General features: G+C 70.3%; 1 protein-coding gene. It reads right to left on the reverse strand.

Features of this window, described 5'->3' with window-relative positions; genetic code table 11:
• Positions 1-1137: molybdopterin-dependent oxidoreductase (locus ODJ79_RS46565; RefSeq protein ID WP_263030183.1), on the reverse strand; the 1137-nt coding region annotated here is incomplete at both ends.

The raw sequence follows: 1137 nt of genomic DNA on the forward strand, positions 1-1137 counted from the left end.
GCACTCGCCGCGCTTCCAGTCGGCGACCTTCCCGTACGGGTTGGCCATCTCGTCCGGGGTGTCGTGCATCAGCGGCGCGGCCACCACGTCCTTGCGTACGCCCAGATGGTCCTTGGCCATCGCGCTGAACGCCTGGGCGATCGTCATGAACGCGTCCCAGTCGGTGCGGGTCTGCCAGGGCGGCGGGATCGCCGGGTTGAACGAGTGCACGAACGGGTGCATGTCCGTGGTGCTCAGATCGTGCTTCTCGTACCAGGTGGCGGCCGGCAGCACGACGTCCGAGTAGACGGTCGTGGAGGTCATCCGGAAGTCGAGCGTGAGCAGCAGGTCGAGCTTCCCGGTGGGCGCCTCGTCGTGCCAGACCAGGTCGGTGGGGCGCGCGTCGGCCGGCGCTTCCGTTGCGCGTACGGCGTGGTCCGTCCCGAGCAGATACCGCAGGAAGTACTCGTTGCCCTTCGCCGACGAGCCCAGCAGATTAGCCCGCCAGACCGTCAGCACCCGGGGGAAGTTCTCCGGCGCGTCCGGATCCTCGCAGGCGAACCGCAGGTCGCCGCTCTTGAGCTTGCCGACCACGTGCTCGCCGACCGGCACCCCGGCCGCGGCCGCCTCGTCGGCCAGGTCGAGCGGGTTGCGGTTGAAGTGCGGCACCGACGGCATCCAGCCCATCCGCGCCGAGGAGGCGATCAGATCCGCGGTCGTCCGGCCGGCGAACCTGCCGCCCTGGTTCGTGGTGCTGAGCGTCGCCGCCGAGAACGGGTCGTACCGGTACTGGTCGGTGTGCAGGTACCAGTACGCGGTCTGGATCATCTGCCGCCCCGGCCGGGACCAGTCCGCGGCCGTGCCCAGCACGCTGTACCCGGTGATCGGCCGGACCTTCTCCTGCCCGACGTAGTGCGCCCAGCCGCCGCCGTTGACACCCTGGCAGCCGGTCAGCGTGGTCAGCGTCAGGAACGACCGATAGATCGTGTCCGAGTGGAACCAGTGGTTGGTCCCGGCGCCCATGATGATCATCGACCGGCCGCGGGACTCCTCGGCGTTCGCCGCGAACTCGCGGGCGATGCGGGCCGCGGCCGGGCCGGGCACCCCGGTGATCGTCTCCTGCCAGGCCGGGGTGTACGGCTCGTCGGCGTCGTCGTA

This window comes from Actinoplanes sp. KI2, assembly GCF_025630775.1.
GTDB lineage: Bacteria > Actinomycetota > Actinomycetes > Mycobacteriales > Micromonosporaceae > Actinoplanes.